Consider the following 24,331-nt stretch of genomic DNA (forward strand, 5'->3'; position numbering starts at 1 on the left):
AGTTCCAGTTAAATCTATCCTCTATTCTCTTTTTTTCTAGCAGAAAGCTCTATAGCTGCCACACCTGCGCCGCCAGCAATAACTAACACTACCCATGGCATTGTACTTGCTGTATCGCCTGTTTTTGGACTCCTTTTTGGCGGTGTAATTGGTTTCGGAGCCGGTGTTGTGTCCGGTTTTTCTTCTGGTTTGGAATCTGTTGTCTTCAGAAGTTCTTCTGCGATTGCTTTCACGTTCTGAAGTTCTGTCTTTTCTTCTGTTGCCAAATCACCTGAAGATAAAATATAGTTTACCTGATCTAAAATATTTTGAATCTCTGTTCGATCTGCCTCTGTCAAAGAAGCCTTGTCATAACTTCCAAGTGCATCTTTCCACTGCTGAATCTTGTTCTGTAATGTCAATGTATGAACAGTTGTATCTAACTCAATGTTCAATCCTTTTGTATCACGGTGTTCTCTCAATGCCGCAATCGTACTTAAATTATCTACCGGAGCTTCATCCATCGGTACAAGCGGTGTCATTCCTTTAAATACAGAACCGTCCAGTGTTGCACAGTATTCATTTACACATACGTTGTATGTCTTTGTTGTGTCGTTGACATCAATCATCTGACCGTCATCTGTCATGATGGATAATACTTTGATTCCACCGTCTACAACTTTATATGTTGCTGTGATACCTGCAAACTGATCTCCCAAATTCGAAGCCTGATATGCCACAGTAGAATCAATTTCCGGATTTAATCCAATCAAAGCACGCTCCAGCTGCTGTCCCATCTGTTGTCCGGTAATCGCAAATGTCAAAATGCGGTTTCCAAATGGTGAGATTGTGTAAATATCTGCCACCGTAATATCACGGCTTGACGCTCCTTCTGCCATCTCAAGGTTTGCACGGATTCCACCTCTGTTTGCAAATGCTGCCACTGTGTTCTGATCTTTTGTCGCTGCAAGCATCATATCTGCAAGCCAGTTACCTGCGATAGAAGATGTCCCGTTCGTCTCATCGATAAAGTCTTTTGTAATACTTTGGTCAACTGTTCCGAGTACTTCGTACATCTCACCTTTTACTGCATCCCATGCCGCCTGACTGATCTTTGTAACTTCCGGATCTAATTGTGTATTATTTCCATTGTTGTAATATAAGTAAGAATGATCTCCGCCTTTTGGAGAAATGTCCCTGAATTCCGGTGTTGTCACTTCTACGTCTTTTGTCTCAGGATTCACTTTAATCTCTGCTGTAGAATATCCATATGCATAGCAATTTCCCTGCATATAGTCGATACCGTTATCAGCAGTTCCATTTACATTTTTATGTGTATGTCCCCCTGCCACAAGATCAACGACTTCCGGATCCATCTCTTCTGCAATCGATTTTGGATCAGAATGTGCAAGAATAACCACAATATCGGCTTTCTTATCTACTTCTTCCGCAAGTTCCTTTAATTTTTCCCGATTGTCATCGATTGTATATGGTGCAATCTGAGAAGCCTTGATATCTGCTGAGTAGTCATCTGCCCAGCCGACGATTCCGACCTTGTAATCTCCTTTGTCTACGATCGTATAATCCTGTGTGAATTCTACACGTTCACCACTGTCTTTATAGTACAGGTTACTCATAAGAACAGGAATATCCGAATCCCCCTTGTAAGAACCAATCTCATATGGAGCCATGGTTCCTTTTGCATCTGTCGCATATGTTTTTACATCCCAGTCAAACTCATGGTTTCCAAGTCCTACCGCATCATAGTCCATCTGATCATATGCTGCACGCATTGCTGCACCATAAGTCAGATTAGAATGTGGCGTACCTTGATAGATATCACCGGTATCCAAAAGCAGTACGTCCTCATACGCATCGTTATTGCGTGCATCGTTTACAATTTTTGAAAAATATGCAAGACGATATTCAAACGTATCCTCTTTGTAACTGGAGACATCTGTAATGTATCCATGTACATCTGTCGTCTCAAATACTTTTATTGTGTCCCATCCAGTGTAATCTGGCTCCTGTGTTCCTGCATCTTCTGCAAATACTGCCGGTACATAAGATGCTGTCATTGTCAGAACCATCGCCATAGCACCTAATCTTTTTGATAACTTATTCATTTTCTTTTCCCCTTCCTTTACGGAAACTCTTTAGATGTTTGTTACAATTCCTGTAATCAGTTCTTTAAACTGTTTCGCTACACGGTCTGCCGTCTCCTGTACTTCTTTGTGATCTAATTTTTCTGTCGACATTCCCGCTGCAAGATTTGTAATACATGAAATTCCACATACCTCCATTCCCATATGATGTGCAGCCATCGCTTCACATGCCGTACTCATACCAACAGCATCTCCGCCGAGTGTTCTTGCAAGACGAACCTCTGCCGGTGTCTCATATGCTGGTCCTGTAAACTGCATATATACACCTTCCTGCATTTTGATTCCCATTTTTTCTGCTGTATCTTTGATGATTTTACGCATACGCTGGCTGTATACCTCGCTCATATCTGGAAATCTTACGCCGAGTTCATCTATATTTTCACCGATCAGAGGGCTTGGTATTGCAATTGTAATATGGTCATTGATGATCATAAAATCTCCCGGTTTAAAATCAAAGTTTGCACCACCTGCTGCATTGGTCAGGATTAATTTTTTTGCTCCGAGCATTCCCATCAGTCTTGTTGGAAGCACTACATCTGACATCGGATATCCCTCATAAAAATGTACTCTTCCCTGCATGATCACAACTGGTACTTCATTCACATAACCAAATACAAATCTTCCTTTATGACCTGCTACTGTTGAAGTTGGAAATCCTTCGATTTCCGTATAGTTGATCGTCTGCTCAATCTGAATCTCATCTGCGTAATCTCCAAGACCTGACCCCAAGATCAATGCAACCTCCGGCTGAAAATCAATTCTTTTTCGAATACTCTCCACGCATATCATCAATTTTTCATATACTTTATTCATCTTTTTACCTCTTTTCCCTTTATTCCAAAGTTACGATTTTGGAAATGATTTCTTTTAAACGTTCATACTGTGATTGATCGACCAAAATTTTATTTCCTTCTTTAGTTATCAATCCTTGTTCTGATAGCTTTTTTACTGATCGATTGATCGTTTTTAAGCAAAGCCCTGTTGAGTTAGATAATCCCTGCTGACCACCTCGGACCTGCAGAAGACCATTTTTTGCGTAACGCTCAAATCGTTCCACGAGAAGCATCGAAAGTCTGTCCGCCCCTTGAAGAAATAATAAAGTCCGCCCTTTTCTTCCCTCCTCCAGAAGATAGTTTGCAACTTGCTTTGCCTCCTGTTTTAATGCATGAATATCCGCACTCATCCATTTTTCAAAATTTGCTCTCGACATTTTTACAACGGTACATCTTGTCACTGTTCTAAGCGTTGTCCTATAAGTCTTCATATCCATGATGTACTCCATCCCACCCATTGCATACACATTATCGAACCGCATAAACTCATACGCTACTCCATGCACTCTATAGTCAATGGCTTCGATAATTCCTTTTCCGATGAAATAAATATTTTCTACAGGTGCATTTTCGCGTACGAATATCACACCCTTATCCATCTCTTCTATATGAAATGAATCCATCACCCAAAGTGGCGCCGTCCTGAAATATTCTTTAAACTGTTCCTGACGTTTTTTATCAATGTCTTTTAAAAATGGAAGTGCATCATATAAAGTCTTATATCCCACACACTATTCACCTCTCTTTTATCGTCTTTGGCTGAATAGTCCTGTCTTTTCCATTTGTTTTTGAACAATCTCAGCTAAAAACTGAATGACCGGTCCTGCCGCCAATGCTGTCAGAATCGTAATGATTCCAAGCTTTCCTCCAAGCACAAATCCAAGCACAATACAACAGATGTCAAAACATACTTTTACTACACGGAACTGTTTGTTCACCTTGTCTCTGATTGTCATTACAAATCCGGTAAACGGATCTAGTCCGACATCCGCCGTAATGTACATTGCAACCCCCATATAAAGCAGGAAACAACCGATTGCTGCACCTGCAATCTGTACCGGAAGTGTCTGAACCTTAAACAACATGTGATATAATCTTCCACCCAGATCTACAACGAACCCATATGGAATAATATAAATAAATGTTCCAATATTTACATAGTGTCTTTCCCAAAAGAATATAATCACTACAAGAACAATATTTACAATGTTAGATGCCATTCCAAGCTGTTCTGAAGAAAGATTTAAAGCGCTTCTGATTCCGTCATAGACAATTCCAACCGGATCATTTCCAAGTGCTGCGGCAGCATTGAATGCTACACCTGTCCCGACTAGAATAATTCCCAAAATTGCTAGAATAATTCTTATCCTTTTTTCTCTTTTCACGTTTTTTCTCTCTTTACACTAGTTTATTTAAAATAGATTTTCCGATTGTTCCATCCGGCATCGCAACGCCAAAGTTTTCTGCTACAGATGCCCCAATCACCGCAAATGTATCTTCATTTTCAATTGGACCTCCATGCCCCATCTTCTTTGCATAGGCAACAAACGGCACATATTCTCTTGTATGATCTGTTCCGGTATACGTCGGGTCATTTCCGTGATCTGCCGTCAAAATCAGTAGATCGTCTTCCCTTAACTGTTCCAAAAGAACACCCAGATTTTTATCGAATTTTTCAATCTCTTTTCCGTATCCTTCCACATCTCTTCGATGTCCCCAAAGAGCATCGAAGTCAACAAGATTAACAAAGCAAAGTCCGTGGAAATCCTTTTTACTGATCTCGATGGTCTGCTCCATTCCATGAACCGAACTGTCTGAATGATGTGTCTCTGTAATTCCTTCGCCGCAGAAAATATCATTGATCTTTCCTACGCCAATTACATCAAGACCTTTGTCTTTTAATGCATTCAACGCTGTTCTTCCCGTTGGTTTTAAAGCGTAATCATGGCGATTGCTTGTACGCTTAAATTCTCCTTTTTTCCTTCCAACATATGGTCTTGCAATGACACGTCCCACTCTCCACTCATCTTTCAGCGTGATCTCTCTTGCAATTTCACAGCAGCGGTACAGATTTTGCAGATCAAATGTCTCCTCATTTCCACAAATCTGAAGAACCGAATCGGCAGATGTATACACGATCATTGCCCCTGTGTTGATCTCTTCTTCACCAAGCTCCTCAATAATCTCTGTTCCGCTTGCACTTTTATTTCCGATGACTTTTTTGCCACACTGTTTTTCTAATTCTGCAATCAGTTCCGGCGGAAATCCGGTATCTGTAAATGTCTTAAACGGTCTTTCTGTCTTGATTCCCATCATCTCCCAATGTCCGGTCATCGTATCTTTTCCATTGCTTGCCTCACCAAGTCTCATATAACGTCCTTTTGGTTCTTCGACTTTTTCCATCTTCCCTGCCGAATGCAAATTTAACATTCCTAATTTTTGCAGATTTGGAATCTCCAATGTGCCCATTTTTTCCAAAATATGTCCAAATGTATCTACGCCTTCATCTCCGAATTTTTTTGAATCCGGCATTGCTCCGATTCCAAGTGAATCAAGAACAATCACAAATATTCTTTTATACTCGTTCATTTATTCTCACCTCATTTTATTTGTTAGATTACGTCTAGTTTTTTATAAAGTCTGTGTTTTAGTTCTTCAGATGCAAATGCTGTCTCCGACGCATTTCGCATCATCAAAAGGATCTCCTCATCACTTACTCCATACATACTTTGAATAAATTCAAGCTCTTTTGTCATGGACGTACTGCTCACTGTCCGATTATCTGTATTAACACTGACAAGCAGACCGGCATTTAAAAATTCTTTAATTGGATATTCTTCCGGTCTCTTGACTGCTTTTGTCTGAAGGTTGCTGATCGGACATATCTCAACTCCAATATGGCGCTCTTTTACCAATTTTTGTATCTCTTCATGACCTCGCATCGCAATACCATGTCCGATTCTTTTTGCCCCGGCTTCTATCGCATCTACAATATTCTGGGCATTTCCACATTCTCCGGCATGAATAGTAAAAGGCATACCAAGCTTCTTTGTCTGTTCAAAGAGTTCCATAAACTCTGTCATTGGATATTGTGCTTCTGCTCCTGCTAAATCGGCTGCACACACACCCCTTCCAAGAAACTGGCATGCCGTTTTTATCATCTGATAATTCTGCTTCGCACTATGATGTCTCATAGCACATGTTATTACATTATATTCTACTCCAAAGTCTTTTTTCCCTTTTTCGAGCCCATTTAAAAGTGATTCTATCACCTGCTCTGTGTTCATCTGTTCCGACACATGAAAAAGTGGTGCAAAGCGAATCTCAGCATAACACACATTTTCCTGGCTCATTGTTCGAAGTACATCATATCCCGCTCCAAAAAGTCCCTCTTCATCTGTAAGACACTGCCCCGGAAGATCAAATTTTTTCAAATATTCCACAAGGCTTGTACACTCATCGGAAACACTGAGCTCTTCGCAAGACACAGCTCTTTGAAGCCGTGTCTCTACGAACTCTTTACTTAAGGAACCATCCAGATGACAATGCAGTTCGATTTTTGGTAACTGTCTCAATTCGTTTACTGTCATATTTTTCTCCTCTACCTCAGATTTTTAGGTCCGAATCCAAGTGGAAGTATCTCTTTTAACGTAAATACTTCATATTGCTCTTTCCCTGTTGCAAGGATAATCTGAAATGTCTCCGGATCACAAAACTCCATCATTACCTGCCGGCACACACCACATGGCGATGCATAATCGGTAAGAATCCCGTCTTTTCCTCCTACCACACAAATAGCTTCAAATTCTCTTACGCCTTCACTGACCGCCTTAAAGAATGCTGTTCTTTCTGCACAGTTTGTCGGTGTGTAAGAGGCATTTTCAATATTACAGCCTGTGTAATATTGTCCATCTTTTGTGCGAAGCGCCGCTCCAACCTTAAAGCCTGAATACGGTACATATGAAAAATCCAATTGTTTTATGGCAAGTTCAATCATTTCTTCTGCAATTTTTTTATCCATTCACAGTTCCTCCGTTTTTTTAATACCCGGACGCCTCTTCATTTTTCACAAGTTTGATCATTCTGCTTGTTCCAAGGCGATCTGCTCCCAATGCAAGGAATTTTTCCGCATCATCCAGAGAAGAAATTCCTCCTGCTGCTTTCATCTTCACATCTGGTCCGATATGCTTTGCAAACAATTCAATATCTGCAAAGGTTGCTCCTGCAGTTGAAAATCCGGTAGAAGTCTTAATATAATCTGCGCCTGCATTTGTCACAAGTTCGCACATTTTAATCTTTTCTTCTTCTGTCAAAAGACATGTCTCAATAATCACTTTCAAGATTTTTTCACCACATGCTGCTTTTAACGTACGGATTTCTTCTTCTACAAGATCATATTTTTTATCTTTTAACCAACCGATATTAATGACCATATCAATCTCAGATGCTCCGTTTGCAATCGCATCTTTTGTCTCAAATTCTTTGGTCTTTGTTGTCATATATCCATTTGGAAAACCGATTACTGTACAAACCGGAATCTTTCCCTGCATATATTCATTTGCCTGCTTCACATAGCTTGGAGGTATACATACAGAGGCTGTCTCATATTTTACTGCATCATCACAAATCTGCTTGATCTCTTCCCATGTAGCAGTCTGTGTCAAAAGTGTATGATCTACATGTTTTAACATTTCATTTACGTTCATTTTTTATCTCCTATTTTTCTTTTTTCTGGTCTTCCTGAATCAGAGAGCGGATTGCCTCAACTGCGACCTGAATTGCCATATCGGTATCGTGTACGACCGGATTTTCCAGTCCCAGTTTTTCTCTTTCCTGATTTGCAACTACAAGAAAGCAGGAGCCGGCTCTCACACGAAGATAACTTGCCACAATAAACAATGCGGCTGATTCCATCTCAGATGCCAGACAGCCAAGTCTTTTCCATGCTTCCCACTTATTCATCAATTCATAGCTGACCGGTTTTGTCTCCGGCTCATGCTGTCCGTAAAAAGCATCTTTACACTGAACAACACCTGTGTGGAAAGGATACCCTTTCTTTTCAGCTGAATGCACAAGTGCATTTGTCACAGACAGATCTGCAACTGACGGAAATTCCATCGGCGCATATTCTCTTGATGTTCCTTCCATGCGAATCGCACCTGTTGCAACTACGACATCTCCGCTTTTTACTTCTGTCTGCATACCTCCGCAAGTTCCAATACGGATAAATGTATCTGCTCCACAGCGATATAATTCTTCCATCGCGATAGCTGCAGACGGACCGCCGATTCCGGTAGATGTCACACTTACCTTCACTCCATCCAAAGTTCCTGTGTAAGTGATATATTCCCTATTATCTGCAACTAAAATCGGATTGTCAAAATACTGTGCAATCTTTACACACCGTTTTGGATCTCCCGGCATGATCACATAGCGTCCGACTTCACCTTCTGCTACCTGAATATGGTATTGTCTGCTTGCATCTTCCGAATAATTCTTCATCGTCATCTTCCTCCCTTTTTCACTTTTCCGTCTCTATTTTTCTAACGTTGACCTTTATCGTAAGGAATTCCTTCTGCTTTTGGCGCTCTTGATTTCTTCGATACAAATATAAGAACAATCAGAGAAATAATGTATGGAAGCATGTTGTATACGGTGCTTGGAAGTTTTAACGCAACAAGTGCATCAAATCCTGTGTAAACATTAGAAAGTGCACGGAACAGCCCGAACAATAATGCTGCAAGTCCGATATTGACCGGTTTCCACTGACCAAAAATCATAACGGCAAGAGCAAGGAAACCAAATCCCGCAACACCATTTTCAAATTTCCACTCACTTACACCGGCTGTGATATACACAAGTCCTCCAAGTCCTCCGAGTGCTCCCGAAATCAAAACACCCGCATAACGCATCTTATATACATTGATACCAACTGAGTCAGCTGCCTGTGGGTGTTCACCACACGCACAAAGTCTAAGTCCGAATTTTGTCTTGTAAAGGACAATATATGCCGCAATCAAAACAAGTAGTGCAATAAGCATAAACCAGTTAAACTCAAAACCTCCAATATTCATAACAAATGCTTTTTTAGAATGTCCATATGCCACTGTTGAAGATACATTGTCTACACTTTCTGCTGTATTGATTGCTCTTACTAATACAACTGCTGCTGCAGGTCCTAATAAGTTTAACGCTGTACCTACCAGTGTCTGGTCTGCGTTAAATTTGATTGCTGCCACTCCAAGTAACATTGAAAAAATCATACCGATCAGAACACTTGCCAGCACAACAAGCAAAATTACAAGCGGTGCAGCCATTCCTGCCGGAATATATTTCATCATAAGCGCTCCTCCTAAAGCACCCATAACCATGATTCCTTCTAATCCGATATTGATAACGCCACTATGTTCTGAGAAACATCCTCCAAGTGCTACGAGAACCAGAACAGAAGCAAATATTAACGTATACTGAACTAATAACAACATTATGCTTCTCCCCCTTTCTGCTCTTTTGCAAGACGTTTTTCTTCTCTTTTATTGAGAAATCTATTCAGCCACATTTTGAAGAAAAGTACGAATCCGCACAGATAAATGATAAATGCTGAAATCAAATCAGAAATCTGTGTACAATACATTGTTTTGTCTACATAAGTACCACCACTTGTGATGTGCTGGATAAAGTATGATGAAAAAATCGCTCCAATCGGGCTTGATCCACCAAGAAATGCCGCTGCAATTCCATTGAATCCCATTGCCGGAACTGTTGTCTGCTGAACCATCCACTGCTCAATTCCAGTCAGATAAAAGATTCCAGCACCAAGTCCTGCAAGTCCGCCTGCAATTACCATTGTTAAAATAATATTTCTTTTTTCACGCATACCGCAGTATTTTGCTGCATTTTTATTTAATCCGGTTGCTTTTAATTCATATCCGAATTTTGTTTTTTCTAAAATTACCCATACAACAATTGCCATTACAACGGAAAGTACAAGACCGATTGTAACAAATTCATTATTGGCAAACAGTTTATCTAAACCTGCATTCGGAAGCAACGCGTTTTTATTTGTGCTGGATAATGGCTTTGTATATGGTGTCGATGCATCTTTTACTTTTGTCAGCAACATGTTAACACTATAAAGTCCAATCCAGTTCAGCATAATACACGAAATAACCTCATTTACGTTAAAATATGCTTTCAATAACCCTGAAATTCCTCCGACAATTGCTGCTGATACAACTGCTGCGATCAAACATACATACCAAGGCATTTTAAGTTGAAGTCCAAAGTAAAGACATGCCCCTGCGCCGATTACATATTGTCCGGCTGCTCCGATATTGAACAATCCTACTTTATATGCAAACAATACCGAAAGAGAACACATCAAAAGTGCAGATGCTTTTACAAGTGTCGTTCCGAAATATTTCTTCACCGCAACTTCACTCGGGTAATAGAAGAAGTTCTTTAAAATTGCTGTGATTGCTTCTCCCGCACCGCTTGGATTAATGATTAAAAGCACGATATAACCAATCAAAAGTCCAATAATAATACAGAGCAGAGACGCAATGATTGTCTGAAACCCATTGTTTCTTAAGATACTTTCTTTCTTTTTTATCTGATTATTCATTTGTTCCTGCCCCCTTTCTCTTAGAACCTGCCATGTAAAGTCCAAGTTCTTCTACCGTCACTTCCTTAGGATCAAATTCTCCCACAATCTCACCTTCATACATTACGAGAATTCTATCAGAGACATTCATAACCTCATCAAGTTCCAAACTGACAAGAAGAACACCTTTTCCGGCATCTCTTTGTGCCACTAATTGTTTGTGGATATATTCAATCGCTCCTACATCCAGACCACGTGTTGGCTGCACTGCAATCAAAAGTTCAGGATTCTTATCTATCTCACGCGCGATAATCGCTTTCTGCTGATTACCTCCTGACATAGAACGAGCTTTTGTGATTGCTCCCTGTCCGGATCTTACGTCATACTGTTCAATCAGCCGATTTGCATACTTACGAATCTCTTTTCGTTTTAAAAATCCAAATTTGTTTGTAAACTGTGGCTCAAAATATCTTTGAAGCACAATATTATCTTCCAATGAGTAATCAAGTACAAGACCATGTTTATGTCTGTCTTCAGGAATATGACTCATGCCGGATGTCAGTCTCTTTCTGATTGACATCTCTGTGATATCTTCCCCATTCATTGTGATCTTACCGCTCTTTAATGGCTCTAATCCGGACAATCCATATACAAATTCTGTCTGTCCATTTCCATCGATTCCTGCAATACACACAATCTCTCCTCTGTGCACCTGAAGAGATACATTGTTTACCGCATTGTTTTTATGGTGTTTTGAAGCAACCGTCATGCCTTCTATATCAAGGACAACCTCACCTGGTTTTGCCGGCTTTTTCTCCACTACAAAATTAACATCACGACCTACCATCATTGCTGAAAGCTTTTCCGGTGTTGTATCTTTGATGTCTACCGTTCCGATATATTTTCCTTTTCTGAGTACACTGCATCGGTCTGCCACCTGCATGATCTCGCCAAGCTTATGTGTGATAAAAAGAATACTTTTTCCTTCTGCCGCAAGGTTCTTCATGATTTCCATAAGCTCCTGAATCTCCTGTGGAGTCAGTACCGCTGTCGGTTCATCAAAAATTAAAATCTCGTTGTCTCGATACAGCATCTTTAAAATCTCCGTTCTCTGCTGCATACCTACTGTGATATCTTCGATCAAAGCGTCTGGGTCTACTGAAAGACCATATTTTTCAGAAAGATCCATGACTTTCTTTCTCGCTGCATCTTTTTTGAGTAAACCTCCCTTTGTCGTCTCCACTCCAAGAATAATGTTATCCAAGACACTGAAACATTCCACCAATTTGAAATGCTGGTGAACCATTCCGATTCCAAGTGCATTCGCATCATTCGGGTCATTGATAGACACTTTTTTTCCGTCTTTTCGTATCTCACCCTCCTCCGGCTGATACAAACCAAAAAGTACACTCATCAGTGTTGATTTTCCCGCGCCATTTTCTCCTAAAAGCGCGTGGATCTCACCTTTTTTAAGCTGTAAAGTGATATTGTCATTTGCAATGATTCCCGGAAAACGTTTTGTAATATTCAGCATCTCAATTGCATAATTTCCCATCCTTTACATACCTCCTCTCCCTTTTCTTAATGAAAAAGGAAGCAGGCGTCACACCTGCTCCCCCTTATTTCAACTCAGTATTTATTTAATGCTACCGTAGTCGTTTACTGTAATTTCTGTCTTTGGCATTGCTGTAATGTCGTTAGAAACTTTGATATCTCCATCGTACATTGATTTTACAAGTGCATGATAATCATCTTCTGTAAATCCATCATTCCACTGTGTAGATTCCACTGGAAGCTGTACAAAGTTTTCATCTGCATTTTCAGATACTAAACCAAGTTTATCAATTTTTCCTCCGTAGTTGCTCCATTTGTCTGCTTTGATATCTGTAAGAACTGTTGTAACTGTTGTTCCAAGTCCTTTCATAGCAGATGTGATTGTTAATCCTTCACCAGCTTTGTCGATAATCGGAGCCTGATCTGTATCTACACCGATTACTTTTCCGCCAACTTTTGCTGCTGCTTCTGCTGCTGATGTATAAATACCACCACCACATGCAAATACAGCTTCTACACCTTTTGTTCCATACCATGTATCCATGTAAGCTGTGATGTCAGCATCTCCATAGAACTGACCTCCACATACATATTCTACCTGTACCTGATCTGTAATTCCAAGTTCTTTTGCTGCTTCGTTAGCACCTTGTACGTATCCGTATCCGAAACGTGTTACAGCCGGTACTTTCATTCCACCAAGGAATCCAAGATGTTTGTATCCTAATTTCACAGCTGCATATCCTGCCATATATCCTGAAAGTTCTTCCTGATAAGTCGCGCAGTAAACATTATCTGCATGATAATATTCTTTTACATCATAGTTTTCTTCGTTTCCATCATATTCATCACCAAGTGCTGAGCCAAGGATGTCTCCTGCTCCAACATCAAGTGCAACGAATTTTACATCCGGATACATCTCTGATTTTTCAATTACTGCACTCGCAAATAAATATCCTGGTAAAAGAATTACATTTGCTCCATCTGCAACAGCTTGATCAACGCTTGCTTTTCTCGCCTCATCATTGTCACTTTCCGGTTTGTAATAAGTAAATTCTACATCGTTGTCCTCTGACCAGGCTTTCCCTGATTCATAAGTTGTCTGGTTAAAACTCTGGTCTGTGATATCTCCTGAGTCTGTAACCATTGCTACCTTCATTTCTTTCCCTGATTCTTTTTTCCCTTTATCACTGTCTCCACCACCACATGCGGTCAATGATAATGCCATCACGCCTGCAAGTAACATTGCAATAACTCTCTTTTTCATAAATACGTGTCCTCCTTTTTTTTGTTAGAATCGGTTGTTAATTGAACAATAACATATATTGCTTTTCCATTATAGGACTTATGTCCTTTTTTGTCAAAACAAAATATACTTTGTAAAATTTCTATAGTAATTTTTTATGTTTTTTGTGCATTTTTAACTCGTTTATAACCTCTTTTTATTTTAACCAACTTAAGAAATAATAAACAGATTTGAAAATAACATTTTTTTGCTCTATAATTTATTTAGAAAAGTCAAAAGAAAATATTATTATTGAGAAAGAGGTTAAAAAATGACAAAAGACGTAAATTTAGACCAATTGCAAAAAGATGCTGTTGAGATTTTTAATCAGGGCTTTGCCTGTTCAGAATCTATCATCTATGCAATCAAGAAAAATTTTGAATTGGAAATGTCTGACGATGCTATTGCGATGAGTTCCGGTTTTCCATGGGGGCTTGGCGGTGGCGGCTGCATCTGCGGAGCTCTTGCCGGTGGTACGATGTGTATCGGATACTTTTTCGGAAGAAAAACTCCGGGAGATCCAAAAATCAACAAATGTTTTGAATTGACAAAAGAATTACATGATTTCTTCCGTGAAACCTGCGGTGGTACATGCTGTCGTATTCTCACAAAAGGAAAAGAAAAGAATTCTCCTGAAAGAAAAGAGCAGTGTACGAAATTTGTTGCCGCTACCGTGAAGAAAACAGCAGAAATTATCTTGAGAGAATTGTAAAACTTAAGGGGAGATCATAACTCATAGAGCTTTCATCTCCCCTGTTTAAACCAATTTGTGTTATTCTCTCACTATCTTCCCGCAAGCGATCATCGCCCCTGAATTTCCGGACGGCTGTGTCCGAAAATCATCTGCATTTTCATGTACGATAACCGTTCTCCCGATTACATCTTCCGGATAAAACCGGTCAGTATAAAATGCACCGAATGCGGTTCCATGATTCGCCAATAATGGCTGCAAGTCTCCCGCATGATTCGGATGTTGTGTGTTTTTGGGATTATAATGCGTTCCTGCATTTTGAAATGGTTCTGCTTCTGTTCCAGTACAATTTTCTCCTTCATGTATATGAAATCCATGAAATGTACTATTTTCCGGAAGTCCTGTCACTTCTGCTACAACAATCGTTCCCCCATGTACTCCATAAAAAGAAACCGTTCCCTTTAAATTCGGATATTTTTTATTTCCTTTTATCTTTGCATATGCCTCAGGCATTGTGTTCGTGATAGAAAGCATCCTCTCACCTCCTGTATCAGCATATGCAAATATTGTTGTTTTGGTTACTCTGTCTCTCTTACTTTTGCAATACTTGCAACTGTCGCATTGTCATTTAAGTTAATTAATTTCACTCCGGATGTGATACGTCCAAGCACAGAAATAGAATTACATTCCATACGGATTACGATTCCTTCTGTGTTAATGATCATAATCTCATTGTCTTCATTAACTGCTTTTACGCCGACTACATTACCGGTCTTTTCCGTAATCTTATAGCATTTCACACCTTTTCCACCACGATTCTGCGATGTGAATTCTTCCATTGCCGTACGTTTACCCATACCTTTTTCAGATACGATCAGCAAATGGGTTCCCTGTGTATGAAGCTGCATTCCGACTACTTCATCGCGATCCGCAAGATTCATTCCACGAACTCCCATAGAAGTTCTTCCGGTTGCACGGACATCTTTTTCGTTAAATCGGATACACTGTCCATATTTTGTGACAAGAATAATATCCTGATCCTGATCTGTGAATTTCACTTCGATCAACTCATCCTCTTCTCGAAGTGTGATTGCCGCAAGCCCTGTCTTTCTTACATTTGCATAGTCTGTAATCGGTGTTTTCTTCACGAGACCTTTCTTGGTAGCCATGAACAGATATTGTCCTTCTTTATATTCATCAATTGGAATCATGGCTGTAATCTTTTCATCCGGCATTAACTGAAGCAGATTGATAATTGCAGTTCCTCTTGCAGTTCTGCTCGCCTCAGGAATCTCATATCCTTTTAAGCGGTATACACGCCCTGTATTCGTAAAGAACATGATATAGTGATGCGTCGACGTCATAAACAACTCTTCCACATAGTCTTCATCAATCGTCTGCATTCCTTTGATTCCTTTTCCTCCACGGTTCTGGCTCTTAAATGTATCTACTGTCATACGTTTGATATATCCAAGTTTCGTCATTGTAATGACAACATCCTGTCTTGGAATTAAATCTTCCATGGAAATATCAAATTCATCAAATCCGATTGAAGTTCTTCTCTCATCACTATATTTACCGTCAATGATTAAAATCTCTTCCTTGATCACACCTAACAGCAGTTTTCTATCTGCCAAAATTGCTTTCAATTCGCCAATTCGTTTCATTAACTCTGCATATTCCGTCTCCAACTTTTCACGTTCCAAACCTGTCAGAGCACGAAGTCTCATGTCCACAATCGCCTGTGCCTGTACTTCAGTAAGTTCAAATGCTTCTATCAAGCCTTCTTTTGCAATCTGTGTATTTTTCGAACCACGGATAATGCGGATTACTTCGTCAATGTTATCAAGGGCAATCAGTAACCCCTGTAAAATATGGGCGCGCTCTTCTGCCTTATTTAACTCGTACTGAGTTCTTCTTGTCACAACTTCTTCCTGATGCTTTAAATAATAATTCAGCATATCCAGAATATTCATGACTTTCGGCTCATTGTTTACGAGTGCAAGCATGATAACACCAAATGTATCCTGAAGCTGTGTATGTTTATATAACTGATTTAAAATGACATTTGCATTCACGTCACGGCGCAGTTCGATACAGATTCTCATACCTTCTCTGTTTGACTGGTCGCTTAAATCTGTGATACCGTCAATTTTTTTATCTCTTACAAGCTCTGCAATCTTTTCAATCAGACGTGCTTTATTAACCATGTACGGAAGTTCTGTCACTACAATACGGTTCTTTCCGTTCTGCATTGGCTCAATATCTGTCACCGCACGCACTCTGATTTTTCCACGTCCGGTGCGGTATGCTTCCTCAATTCCGCGTGTTCCGAGAATCATTGCTCCGGTCGGAAAGTCAGGACCTTTGATAATCTGTAAAATATCTTCGATTGTCGTCTCACCATTTTCATCAATCTGATCATCAATGATTTTTACAACCGCACTGATTACTTCATGCAGATTGTGAGGTGGAATGTTTGTCGCCATACCTACAGCAATACCTGATGTTCCGTTCACAAGCAGATTCGGAAATCTTGCCGGAAGTACAGACGGTTCTTTTTCCGTCTCATCAAAGTTCGGTGTAAAATCAACTGTATTCTTGTTGATGTCAGCCGTCAGTTCCATCGAAATCTTACTCAGACGAGCCTCTGTATAACGCATCGCCGCAGCGCCGTCACCATCTACAGAACCAAAGTTTCCATGTCCATCGACAAGCGGATATCTTGTAGACCATTCCTGCGCCATATTTACGAGTGCACCATAGATTGAGCTGTCACCATGCGGGTGATATTTACCCATCGTATCACCGACGATACGGGCACATTTACGATGTGGCTTATCCGGACCGTTGTTCAATTCAATCATTGAGTATAAAATTCTTCTCTGTACCGGCTTCAAACCGTCCCGGACATCCGGGAGGGCACGGGAAGCGATAACACTCATCGCATAATCGATATAAGATTCTTCCATTGTCTTTTTCAGATCAATGTCATGCACTTTGTCAAAAATATTATCTTCCATTTTTCATTCTCCAATCTCTAAATGTCCAGGTTATTTACATATTTTGCGTTCTCTTCGATAAATTCTCGTCTCGGTTCTACCTTGTCTCCCATCAAAGTTGTAAATGTAAGGTCTAACTCCGATGTAGATTCCTCGTCCATTGTCACACGAAGTAAAATTCTGTGTTCCGGATCCATAGTTGTCTCCCAAAGCTGCTCTGCATCCATCTCCCCAAGACCTTTGTAACGCTGAATCTTGTTATTTCCATCTCTTCCAACTTCCAAAAGAATCTTATTCAACTCTTCATCACTATACGCATACCATACTTTTTTGTTCTTTTCAAGCTTATAAAGTGGAGGCTGTGCCAAATACACATAACCTTCTTTGATCAGCTCCGGCATAAAACGATACAGGAATGTCAATAATAACGTACTGATATGAGCTCCATCGACATCGGCATCTGTCATGATGATGATCTTATGATAACGAAGCTTTGAAATGTCAAAATCCTCATGTATTCCAGTTCCAAATGCAGTTATCATCGCCTTAATCTCTGCATTGGCATAAATCTTATCTAATCTGGCTTTCTCCACATTCAGGATTTTTCCACGAAGCGGCAGGATAGCCTGTGTTGCTCTGTCCCTGGCCGTCTTTGCAGAACCACCGGCAGAGTCACCCTCTACAATGTAAATTTCACAGTTTGCAGGATCCTTATCAGAACAGTCCGCAAGCTTTCCCGGAAGCGACATTCCTTCTAACGCAGATTTTCTTCTTGTCAGATCTCTCGCTTTTCTGGCTGCCTCTCTTGCCCTTTGAGCCATGACAGACTTCTCCACTGTCATCTTTGCTACATTTGGATTCTGCTCTAAGAAAATCTCTAACTGCGTACTAACAATATTGTCAACCGCACCGCGCGCCTCACTGTTTCCTAATTTTTGTTTTGTCTGTCCTTCAAACTGCGGATCTTCAATCTTTACACTGATGATCGCTGTCAGACCTTCTCGGATATCTTCTCCGGAAAGATTTGGCTCGTTATCTTTTAATAATTTATTTTTTCTCGCATATTCATTGAACGTCTTTGTCAAAGCATTTCGGAATCCAACGACATGTGTACCGCCTTCCGGTGTCGTAATGTTATTTACAAATCCATATGTGTTATCGCTGTAAGAGTCATTGTGCTGCATTGCAACCTCTACTGCGACACCGTCTTTTTCACCTTCACAGTAAATAATCTGCTCATAAAGAGGTGTCTTACTTTTATTCAGATACTGCACAAACTCTTTAATTCCGCCTTCGTAGTGGAAAGTCTTCTCAATCGGCTCTTCCGGTCTTTCATCTTTCAGGACAATCTTCAGATTTTTTGTCAAAAATGCCATCTCACGGAAACGCTGTTTCAACGTGTCATAATCAAACACTGTCTCCTCAAAAATCTCTTTGTCTGGAAGAAATGTAACCTTTGTTCCTGTCTTTTGTGCATCACATTCATCTATAACCTTTAATTTATAGACTACTTTGCCTCTCTCATATCTCTGCTTATAGACTTTTCCTTCGTTGTAAATCTCAACTTCAAGCCATTCAGAGAGTGCATTTACAACAGACGCACCAACCCCGTGAAGTCCTCCGGATACTTTATATCCGCCACCGCCAAATTTTCCTCCGGCATGCAGTACCGTAAATACAACCTCTACCGCCGGAAGTCCTGCTTTGTGATTGATTCCTACCGGAATACCACGCCCATTGTCAATAACTGTAATGGAATTATCTTCGTTAATCGATACGAAAATCGTATCACAATATCCCGCCAATGCTTCATCTACTGCGTTATCTACAATCTCATACACCAAATGATGAAGTCCTCTAATCGAGGTACTCCCAATATACATTCCCGGTCTTTTTCTTACTGCTTCTAATCCTTCTAGTATCTGGATTTGATCTGCACCATATTCTGCACTCATATAAATCCTCCTATATTTTCGATTCGTTCAGAACCTTTACTTCTCCTTGTTTTACATATAAAATTTTATTTATAGAAAAACGATGATTCACAAAATCGTCTAATCCTGTACACGTGATTAGAGTCTGTACATCGCGAATGCTATCTAATAAATAGTTTTGCCTGTGTTTGTCCAATTCAGACAAAACATCATCCAATAATAATATTGGCGTATCTTTTATAATCTCTTTTACAAGTTCAATCTCTGATAATTTCAATGATAACGCCGCCGTCCTTTGCTGCCCCTGAGAACCAAATTTACGTATATCCAAATCATTTGTCATGAAACAAATATCATCTCTGTGAGGTCCGACGGAAGTACTTTTCATTCGAATATCCCGCTCTCTGTTTTTCAAAAGTGCCTTTTCAAATTCTAAATTTCCAATTCCCGGTTCGTAATAAAGCTTTAATTCTTCTCTTCCACCGGTCAGTTTCTTGTGCACTTCTGAGATAATCTCATTCACCTGCCCGATAAACTGTTTTCGTCTCTCAATAATCTTGTTTCCATACTGAATAAGCTGAAGATCCCATATTTCAAGGGTCTCAAGCAGATCATTCCTGTTATAGACATCTTTTAGCAATTTATTTCTCTGATTAATGATTCGATTATAGTTCGACAGGTCGCTGAGATATAATTTATCAAGCTGTGCAAGTTCCAAATCAATAAAACGTCTTCTCTCCGCCGGTCCATTTTTGATAATATTCAAATCCTCCGGCGAGAAAAACACGATATTGATAATTCCAAACAATTCACTTGCCTTGCGAATTGGTATTTTGTTAATTGCAATTCCCTTCGGACTGTTTTTCTTTAAATGCATGTCAATCTGAAACGGAATTCCATTTTTTTCTACTACAGTCTCGATATGAGCTTCATCATGTCCAAACTGTATCATATCACGGTCCTTCGTTCCGCGATGAGACTTTGTCGTCCCCGACAAATAGATGGATTCGAGAATGTTAGTCTTTCCCTGTGCATTATCCCCACAAAAAATATTGGTAGCTGCATCAAACTCTATGTTTAACAAATTATAATTTCTAAAATTTTTCAATTTTAAAGACTTTACTATCATCCTTACACCAACTATTCATGTTCTATTTTTCAATCTTTATATCTGTTCCATCAAAAGATACGATGTCGCCATCATAAAGTTTCTTTCCTCTTCTTGTGTCGACTTCTCCATTGACTTTAACAAGACCGTCCTGAATCACTTCTTTTGCTTCCACTCCGGATTCTACAAGTCCTGCCGCTTTCAAAGCCTGACCAAGTTTAATAAATTCTTCTCTTAATTTTATAATTTCCATTTCTTAAACTCCTGCATTAAAGTTAACCGGCAAAATCAAATACACATAGCTTTCCTTCTCATCTCTGATAAAGCATGGTGCTTTCGCATTCATAAGATAAATTGTAACTTCCTCATCCTCGATCACACGAAGTGCATCAATTAAGAATTTCGGATTAAATCCGATCAAGAGATCTTTTCCTTCTTTGGAAATCATAATCTCTTCGTTCATGGATCCTAGCTGGGATTTGATTCTCAATTCCATAACCTCGTCCATAATATTGATAATGATTGGTTTTTTATCTCCTTCTTTTACCAGAAGCGTTGCTCTGTCGATACAACTCAGAAGTTCTTTTTTATTGATTTTAACCTTTGTTTCATAGTCGCTGGATAACATCTGATCGATACGGAAATATTCTCCTTCAATCAAACGCGACACAACAACTGTGTTATCAAATTCGAATACAACGTGGTTGTCCGTGAATGACAGACATACTGTACTGTCTGCTTCACCTGACAAAATTTTACTAACTTCCATCAATGTCTTTCCGGGAACGACAACTTTTCTCGATTGATATTTTTTTGTCAATTCCGTCTTCCTGATCGAAATTCGGTGTCCGTCAAGCGATACTACTTTCAGAATATTCTCATCAATTTCAAACAATTCACCAGTCATTAATTTGTTGCTATCGTTATCTGCAATTGAGAAAATTGTCTGACGAATCAACTCTTTCAATGTAAATTGTGATAAAGTGATAGATTCTGCTTTTTCAATATATGGAAGATAGGAAAAATCTTCTCCGGATTTTGCAGAAATACTAAATTTTGCTTTTTCGCACGTAATCATTGTCTGAAGATTGCTGTCTGATTCGATTGTAATCTCATTATCAGGAAGTTTTCTGACAATTTCTGAAAAAATCTTTGCATCTATAGCAATAACTCCTTTTTGAATAATGTCTCCTTCAATAATAGTCTCGATTCCTAATTCCATATCATTAGCTGTTAACTTAATAATATCTGTTGTTGCATCTATAAGAATACATTCAAGGATAGGCATTGTTGTTTTAGAAGGAACTGCTTTCGATACAATGTTAACTCCTTTTGCAAGGTTTGATTTTGTACAAATGATTTTCATGTGTATAACTCCTTTCGGGTTGCTTTGTGTATATATTTATTAAAAGTTATCCGCCGTATCCGTCTTAGGGGCTGTGGATATGTGTATAACCCTAGAAAACCCCGATTTTAACGGAATTTAAGGACAGGAAAACTGTGTTGATAAATAAAAAAGTTTACGTTGACAAGAGATGGACAACTTTTTGCGAAAAATCGGCTATTTTTTTATCCACATCTTGTAAACAAGTTATCAACAGTTTATTCACGTTCTTTATACGACTTATAAACAAATCTTAAACTGGGTTAATTTTCTTTTTAATAATCTCAATTGTATTGTTTAATGCTTCATTGGTCTTAATATCTTCGGTAACTTTATCTACTCCATGGCTGACGGTAGAATGGTCACGCCCTCCGAGCATAATTCCAATTGATTTTAAAGGAGTATCTGTCATTGTACGACACAAATACATTGCAATCTGCCTTGAGTTTGCAATGTTCGCATTACGTTTTCCACTTTTTAAGTCCGCAATAGAGACAGAAAAATGCTCGGAAACAACTTCTAATATTAGTTCCGGAGTGATCTGTCTGTTTTTGTTCGGTGATACAATATCTTTTAACGCCTCGGCGGCGAGCATAATATTAATCTCTTCATTTTTTAATTTATGAAGTGCAATCAATTTATTCAGTGAACCCTCCAGCTCACGAATGTTCGATTTTACATTGGTAGCAATATACTGCATAACTTCATTCGAGATATGATATTTCTGAAGTCCGTCTAATTCTTCTTTTTTGCGAAGAATTGCCATCCTTGTCTCATAATCAGGTGAAGAAATATCGGCAATTAATCCCCACTCGAAACGCGTTCGAAGTCTTGCTTCTAAAGTCTCAATATCTTTCGGAGGCTTATCGCTTGAGATAATAATCTGTTTACCTGATACATGTAAATGATTAAAGGTATGGAAAAATTCTTCCTGTGTACTTTCTTTTCCGATAATAAATTGAACGTCATCGATCAGCAAAACGTCGATATTACGGTATTTTTCACGAAAAGCAGTCATCGCAAGCTCGTTGCCGCCGCTTGTTTTACCACTTTTTAATGCTTCGATCAATTCATTTGTAAAAGTTTCACTTGTGACATATAAAACTTTTTTCGTCGGATCTTTTTCTAATATAAAATGTGCAATAGAATGCATCAGATGGGTCTTCCCAAGTCCAACACCTCCATATAAAAAGAGAGGATTATAAATCTCTCCCGGAGATTCTGATACAGCTAAAGAAGCAGCGTGGGCAAAATTATTGTTTCCACCAACTACAAATGTATCAAAAGTATATTTTGGATTAAGGTTCGCCTGCTCAAAAATACTGTTTTGAGTTGCATTCTTTTTATAAGTGTCATCTTGATTCTTTACATTAATATTCTGAGAATCATCAACTGTAATAAATTTTACTTCAAATTCCTGTCCGGTTATCTCTGCAATACAGACTTGAAAAGGCAGAAGATATTTTTGATTAATATAATCCACACTTGACTTTAAAGGCACAAGAATATAAACCGTAGAATCTGATACATTGTAAACTTCCAAGGGTTCAATCCAGGTCCGGAAAGAAACGTTAGAAAGTCCATATTCGATCTTCAATTTGTGGATAATCTCATCCCATTTTTCCGCTACAATATTCATTCCGTTAACTCCTAATCTTTACATTTAAGGTATACCTACTCCAGAGTATATCTCTACACTATTCTACATCAAAATAAGTAGATAAGCAATGATTAATCCATGTGGAAAACTTTTTAAACAGCGAAAAATAAGGAAAAATCGTTGAAAAGCAGAAAAATAAATTTTAAATTAACAGCTTATCCACAGGAAATCCACAAGTTATCCACAAAATGTGGAAAACTTGTGGAAAACTTTGGGGATGAAAGAGTGAGAAAATTAAGATGTGTATTAAGTTCAAAAAAATATCCAGAATCCCTTGACGTAGAGGGATTTATTGACTATAATTAAGTGCGATGTCTAAAAAAATATGTACTTATATTAATTATATATAGGTTTGAGTCAAGGAGGTGGATATCAATGAAAATGACATTCCAACCAAAAAAGAGATCTAGATCAAAAGTTCATGGATTTAGAGCAAGAATGAGCACAGCTGGTGGAAGAAAAGTTTTAGCAGCTAGAAGAGCAAAAGGAAGAAAACAGTTATCAGCGTAGGCCGCATATATGTGGCCTTTTCTTCTATGTAAAAAGTGGAGAGAGAAGAATGCATTTTTCCGAATCATTGAAAAAAAATAAAGACTTTCAGATTGTTTATAGAAAAGGACAGTCTTATGCTAATAAGTATCTGGTGATGTATATTTATCAGAATCAGAGTGAAAGAAATCGCTTGGGCATTTCAGTGAGTAAAAAGGTTGGCAATAGTGTGGTAAGACACAGGCTGACAAGATTGATCAGAGAGAGTTATAGACTACAAGAAGATAAATTCCAGAATGGATTGGATATTGTTATTATTGCGAGAGCAGGTGCAAAAGGTAGAACATATAAAGAGATAGAGAGTGCACTGATTCATTTGGGAAAACTTCATAATATTATAGATTCACATTTGGAGATGTAAAAATTGAAAAGAATATTTATAGGACTCATTAAGTTTTATAGAAAATATTTATCCGGACTGAAAACAGCAAGTTGCTGCAAATATTTTCCGACTTGTTCCCAGTATGGACTGGAAGCAATTGAAAAATACGGCGCATTAAAGGGTGGACTGCTTACAGTGTGGAGAATTTTACGTTGTAATCCATTTTCAAAAGGCGGATATGATCCGGTGCCTTAAGAATAACATT

The 24,331-nt window shown here is 38.9% G+C and carries 25 protein-coding genes; 5 read left to right on the top strand and 20 right to left on the bottom strand.

The genetic code is table 11. The annotated features are described in order from the left end of the window. Window positions 1-14: 14 nt before the first annotated feature. The 13 genes from BQ5364_RS00990 to BQ5364_RS01050 all read right to left on the bottom strand — a co-directional run bounded on the left by BQ5364_RS00990 (window position 15) and on the right by BQ5364_RS01050 (window position 13,398). The gene (locus tag BQ5364_RS00990; protein WP_071143454.1) at window positions 15-2,105 is read right to left on the bottom strand and encodes a bifunctional metallophosphatase/5'-nucleotidase; all 2,091 of its coding nucleotides are present in this window, start codon (window positions 2,103-2,105) and stop codon (window positions 15-17) included. A 30-nt stretch (window positions 2,106-2,135) separates the two neighbouring features. Further along, the gene (locus tag BQ5364_RS00995; RefSeq protein ID WP_004613305.1) at window positions 2,136-2,957 is read right to left on the bottom strand and encodes a purine-nucleoside phosphorylase; all 822 of its coding nucleotides are present in this window, start codon (window positions 2,955-2,957) and stop codon (window positions 2,136-2,138) included. A gap of 19 nt (window positions 2,958-2,976) precedes the next feature. Beyond that, entirely contained in the window at window positions 2,977-3,705 is a 729-nt protein-coding gene (locus BQ5364_RS01000; protein WP_022251131.1) for a Crp/Fnr family transcriptional regulator, read from the bottom strand. Between the two features lie 18 nt (window positions 3,706-3,723). Then, window positions 3,724-4,362, bottom strand: coding sequence for a YczE/YyaS/YitT family protein (locus BQ5364_RS01005; protein ID WP_004613303.1), 639 nt, complete (start codon window positions 4,360-4,362; stop codon window positions 3,724-3,726). 13 nt (window positions 4,363-4,375) lie between these two features. Further along, the gene (locus BQ5364_RS01010) at window positions 4,376-5,566 is read right to left on the bottom strand and encodes a phosphopentomutase (RefSeq protein ID WP_071143455.1); all 1,191 of its coding nucleotides are present in this window, start codon (window positions 5,564-5,566) and stop codon (window positions 4,376-4,378) included. A gap of 23 nt (window positions 5,567-5,589) precedes the next feature. Continuing rightward, window positions 5,590-6,567, bottom strand: coding sequence for an adenosine deaminase (gene add, locus BQ5364_RS01015; RefSeq protein WP_071143456.1), 978 nt, complete (start codon window positions 6,565-6,567; stop codon window positions 5,590-5,592). 11 nt (window positions 6,568-6,578) lie between these two features. Continuing rightward, window positions 6,579-6,998: a cytidine deaminase gene (locus BQ5364_RS01020; RefSeq protein ID WP_004613300.1), complete on the bottom strand. Its 420-nt coding sequence runs from the start codon at window positions 6,996-6,998 to the stop codon at window positions 6,579-6,581. 19 nt (window positions 6,999-7,017) lie between these two features. Continuing rightward, window positions 7,018-7,683, bottom strand: a complete 666-nt coding sequence (gene deoC, locus BQ5364_RS01025) for a deoxyribose-phosphate aldolase (RefSeq protein WP_004613299.1) — start codon at window positions 7,681-7,683, stop codon at window positions 7,018-7,020. A gap of 10 nt (window positions 7,684-7,693) precedes the next feature. Next, a complete protein-coding gene (udp, locus tag BQ5364_RS01030) occupies window positions 7,694-8,479 on the bottom strand; it encodes a uridine phosphorylase (protein ID WP_071143457.1) in 786 nt (261 codons plus the stop codon). A gap of 41 nt (window positions 8,480-8,520) precedes the next feature. After that, complete coding sequence (locus BQ5364_RS01035; protein WP_071143458.1) at window positions 8,521-9,462, bottom strand: ABC transporter permease; 942 nt, start codon at window positions 9,460-9,462, stop codon at window positions 8,521-8,523. Continuing rightward, window positions 9,462-10,601, bottom strand: a complete 1,140-nt coding sequence (locus tag BQ5364_RS01040) for an ABC transporter permease (protein WP_071143459.1) — start codon at window positions 10,599-10,601, stop codon at window positions 9,462-9,464. The genes BQ5364_RS01035 and BQ5364_RS01040 overlap by 1 nt, the downstream gene beginning before the upstream one ends. Continuing rightward, the gene (locus BQ5364_RS01045; RefSeq protein ID WP_022251133.1) at window positions 10,594-12,135 is read right to left on the bottom strand and encodes an ABC transporter ATP-binding protein; all 1,542 of its coding nucleotides are present in this window, start codon (window positions 12,133-12,135) and stop codon (window positions 10,594-10,596) included. The genes BQ5364_RS01040 and BQ5364_RS01045 overlap by 8 nt, the downstream gene beginning before the upstream one ends. 81 nt (window positions 12,136-12,216) lie before the next feature. Further along, window positions 12,217-13,398, bottom strand: coding sequence for a BMP family lipoprotein (locus tag BQ5364_RS01050; protein WP_022251134.1), 1,182 nt, complete (start codon window positions 13,396-13,398; stop codon window positions 12,217-12,219). A gap of 289 nt (window positions 13,399-13,687) precedes the next feature. On the opposite strand from BQ5364_RS01050, the gene BQ5364_RS01055 reads away from it, so the two are divergent. Then, the gene (locus BQ5364_RS01055; protein ID WP_004613292.1) at window positions 13,688-14,128 is read left to right on the top strand and encodes a C-GCAxxG-C-C family (seleno)protein; all 441 of its coding nucleotides are present in this window, start codon (window positions 13,688-13,690) and stop codon (window positions 14,126-14,128) included. Between the two features lie 60 nt (window positions 14,129-14,188). Here BQ5364_RS01055 and BQ5364_RS01060 read toward each other — a convergent pair whose 3' ends face one another. From BQ5364_RS01060 to dnaA, 7 genes are all read right to left on the bottom strand, one after another. Continuing rightward, window positions 14,189-14,641, bottom strand: a complete 453-nt coding sequence (locus tag BQ5364_RS01060; RefSeq protein ID WP_004613291.1) for a superoxide dismutase family protein — start codon at window positions 14,639-14,641, stop codon at window positions 14,189-14,191. Between the two features lie 44 nt (window positions 14,642-14,685). Next, entirely contained in the window at window positions 14,686-17,130 is a 2,445-nt protein-coding gene (gene gyrA / locus BQ5364_RS01065; RefSeq protein WP_004613290.1) for a DNA gyrase subunit A, read from the bottom strand. Between the two features lie 17 nt (window positions 17,131-17,147). Then, on the bottom strand, window positions 17,148-19,064 hold the full coding sequence (gene gyrB, locus BQ5364_RS01070) for a DNA topoisomerase (ATP-hydrolyzing) subunit B (RefSeq protein ID WP_004613289.1): 1,917 nt from the start codon (window positions 19,062-19,064) through the stop codon (window positions 17,148-17,150). Between the two features lie 10 nt (window positions 19,065-19,074). Further along, window positions 19,075-20,172, bottom strand: coding sequence for a DNA replication/repair protein RecF (recF, locus tag BQ5364_RS01075; RefSeq protein WP_071143460.1), 1,098 nt, complete (start codon window positions 20,170-20,172; stop codon window positions 19,075-19,077). A 22-nt stretch (window positions 20,173-20,194) separates the two neighbouring features. Then, window positions 20,195-20,404, bottom strand: coding sequence for an RNA-binding S4 domain-containing protein (locus BQ5364_RS01080; RefSeq protein WP_004613287.1), 210 nt, complete (start codon window positions 20,402-20,404; stop codon window positions 20,195-20,197). Between the two features lie 3 nt (window positions 20,405-20,407). Continuing rightward, on the bottom strand, window positions 20,408-21,517 hold the full coding sequence (gene dnaN / locus BQ5364_RS01085) for a DNA polymerase III subunit beta (protein ID WP_071143461.1): 1,110 nt from the start codon (window positions 21,515-21,517) through the stop codon (window positions 20,408-20,410). 271 nt (window positions 21,518-21,788) lie between these two features. Next, on the bottom strand, window positions 21,789-23,174 hold the full coding sequence (gene dnaA, locus BQ5364_RS01090; RefSeq protein ID WP_004613285.1) for a chromosomal replication initiator protein DnaA: 1,386 nt from the start codon (window positions 23,172-23,174) through the stop codon (window positions 21,789-21,791). A gap of 141 nt (window positions 23,175-23,315) precedes the next feature. Here dnaA and BQ5364_RS18025 point away from each other — a divergent pair, with 141 nt between their 5' ends. From BQ5364_RS18025 to yidD, 4 genes are all read left to right on the top strand, one after another. Then, complete coding sequence (locus BQ5364_RS18025) at window positions 23,316-23,501, top strand: hypothetical protein (RefSeq protein WP_004613284.1); 186 nt, start codon at window positions 23,316-23,318, stop codon at window positions 23,499-23,501. A gap of 69 nt (window positions 23,502-23,570) precedes the next feature. After that, window positions 23,571-23,705, top strand: coding sequence for a 50S ribosomal protein L34 (rpmH, locus tag BQ5364_RS01100; protein ID WP_004613283.1), 135 nt, complete (start codon window positions 23,571-23,573; stop codon window positions 23,703-23,705). A 49-nt stretch (window positions 23,706-23,754) separates the two neighbouring features. Further along, entirely contained in the window at window positions 23,755-24,105 is a 351-nt protein-coding gene (gene rnpA, locus BQ5364_RS01105) for a ribonuclease P protein component (RefSeq protein WP_004613282.1), read from the top strand. 3 nt (window positions 24,106-24,108) lie between these two features. Then, window positions 24,109-24,321: a membrane protein insertion efficiency factor YidD gene (gene yidD, locus BQ5364_RS01110; RefSeq protein WP_004613281.1), complete on the top strand. Its 213-nt coding sequence runs from the start codon at window positions 24,109-24,111 to the stop codon at window positions 24,319-24,321. Window positions 24,322-24,331: the final 10 nt, after the last annotated feature.

The sequence above is a fragment of the Coprococcus phoceensis genome (assembly GCF_900104635.1).
Classification (GTDB): domain Bacteria; phylum Bacillota; class Clostridia; order Lachnospirales; family Lachnospiraceae; genus Faecalimonas; species Faecalimonas phoceensis.